The sequence below is a fragment of the Aeromonas sp. ZOR0002 genome, from assembly GCF_963866995.1.
GTDB classification, from domain to species: Bacteria; Pseudomonadota; Gammaproteobacteria; order Enterobacterales; family Aeromonadaceae; genus Aeromonas; species Aeromonas caviae.
Genome location: NZ_CAWMFQ010000058.1, coordinates 1 through 2,488, shown reverse-complemented (window position 1 = coordinate 2,488; position 2,488 = coordinate 1). Strand labels below are relative to the sequence as shown.

The window sequence follows — 2,488 nt, the reverse complement described above, 5'->3', positions numbered from 1 at the left end:
GATTAACAGTCCGCCGTTCTACCGACTGAACTAAGGAGGAATGGCCTGTCTCGTCGAGACGGGGCGGATATTAATGGCCCATCTCCCGGGTGTCAACCCGCCTGTCGGCGTAAAAAATGGCTTTTTGGGCCGTTTGCCCAAAACTTGGGCAACACGGACTATTTTCAGCACAATCAGGAGCTTGAGAGCGCGCCTTTGGTCGGGTTGTGCCTGCTTGGTATCCTGATTCCCGCATGCTGCCAGGAGGAGGCGTGGTGTCGTTCATCCGCAGAGTAGCGAGTCCGGGGAAACCTGCCGTGGCGGGAAACGGCGTTGATATTCGGGGTGTCACCGACAATATTGCGCGCTCATGGCCATTTCTTGATCCCGCCCATCGAATTATCTGGCCGGGTCGGGTATGGTTGCCTTCGATACCATCGCCGCGTCGACAGCTCTGCCGGCCCTTGATGATGATCGGGTGCCGGTTCACCCCGGCCTTTGTCTCCCTCTTCTGGTATTACCCTAGACATGCACAATCAAGCTTCCTTACAAGGCGTGAAGCTGGCCATCGCATTGCGCCAATCCTGCATTGACGAACCCTACAGCGTGGCGCGCTTTGGCCGCGACCTCATCGCCGGCATCACGGTCGGCATCATCGCCATTCCCCTTGCCATGGCACTGGCCATCGCCAGTGGGGTGCCGCCCCAGCACGGGCTTTATACCGCCATCATCGCCGGCATCGTCATCGCCGTGACCGGGGGATCCCGCTTCTCCATTTCTGGCCCCACTGCCGCCTTCGTGGTGATCCTCTACCCGGTGGCCCAGCAATTCGGTGTGGGCGGCCTCTTGATGGCCACCCTGATCTCGGGCTGTTTCCTGGTGGCCATGGGCATGGCGCGTCTCGGGCGCCTCATCGAGTACATTCCCCCCTCGGTGACCCTGGGGTTCACCGGTGGTATCGCCATCGTCATCGCCACCCTGCAGATCAAGGATTTCTTCGGCCTGCAGGTCCTGGAGATGCCGGAAACCTATCTGGGCAAGGTACAGGCGCTGGCCCATGCCCTGCCAAGCTGGCAGTGGGGGGACACCCTCGTCGGGGTGGCGACGCTGGCGGTGCTGCTGCTCTGGCCGAGATTGCGCCTGCCGGTACCCGGCCATCTGCCCGCCGTGCTGGTGGGGGTGGGCCTGGCGTTTGGTCTGCACCAGTTCGGGGTGGAGGTGGCCACCATCGGCAGCAAGTTCAGCTATACCTTGGCCGACGGCAGTCAGGGCATGGGCATTCCCCCCATCGCCCCGACCCTGGTGATGCCCTGGGCGCTGCCGGGGCCGGACGGGGCGCCGGTGGAGTGGAACCTCGCCGCCATCGAGCGGCTGCTGCCCGCCGCCTTCTCCATGGCCATGCTGGGAGCCATCGAATCCCTGCTCTGCGCCGTGGTGCTCGATGGTATGACGGGTCGCAAGCACAGCTCCAACGGCGAGCTGGTGGGGCAGGGCCTTGGCAACATCCTGGCTCCTTTCTTCGGTGGCATCACGGCGACGGCCGCCATCGCGCGCTCCGCCGCCAACGTGCGGGCCGGTGCCACCTCGCCCATCTCCGGTATTGTCCATGCGCTGGTGGTGCTGGCTGCCATCCTGGTGCTGGCTCCCTGGCTCTCCTGGTTGCCGCTCTCTGCCATGGCCGCCCTGTTGCTGCTGGTGGCCTGGAACATGAGCGAGGCCCACAAGGTGGTGGATCTGGTGCGCCGGGCGCCCAAATCCGATGTGCTGGTGCTGCTGGTCTGCCTGTCGCTGACCGTCATCTTCGACATGGTCATTGCCATCACCTTCGGTGTGATCCTGGCCTCTTTGCTGTTCATGCGTGAAATCGCCAAGATGACCAGGCTGCACAATCTGGCGGATCACAAGCGCTATGCCAGCGAGGTGTCCCCCTCGACCCTTGTCTACAAGATCAACGGGCCACTGTTCTTTGCCGCCGCCGAGCGGGTCTTTGACGAGTTGCTTGCCCAGGTGAAGGACCACAAGGAGTTGATCCTGCAAATGGAGGCGGTCTCCATCCTGGATGCTGGCGGTCTCACCGCCTTCCAGCAGTTCGCAAAACGCATGGCCAAGGCGGGGGTCCGTCTCAAGGTGGCTGAATTGCAATTCCAGCCCCTCAAGACCCTGGCGCGGGCCAAGGTGCGTCCGGTGGCGGGAGAGCTGGAGTTCTACGGCTCGCTGGAAGAGGCGATTCGAGGAGAACATTTGCACGAAGCGGTTGAAAATTGATGGAAAGGGATAGGAAACGGCATATTTTTAGTCACTTGGTTCGCTTATTGAGCAAACAGTGGCAAAAGATAAAAAATTGCATTGACCGCCTCGCGCCTATCCCTTACATTACGCCCCGTTCCAGCGCAACGGCGCAGCGAATTCGTGTTGGCTGAACACGTTAAAGCACAGACCAAAATTGGGTGCGGTGTCCGAGTGGCTGCCCACCGACGAAGTCGGCAAGATGCACGCGCAGCGTGCTCCG

At 61.8% G+C, this 2,488-nt stretch carries 1 protein-coding gene; it reads left to right on the top strand.

The features are described from left to right. Positions 1 to 507 precede the first annotated feature (507 nt). Positions 508 to 2,244: a C4-dicarboxylic acid transporter DauA gene (dauA, locus tag AACR77_RS04090; protein ID WP_042879910.1), complete on the top strand. Its 1,737-nt coding sequence runs from the start codon at positions 508 to 510 to the stop codon at positions 2,242 to 2,244. Positions 2,245 to 2,488: the final 244 nt, after the last annotated feature.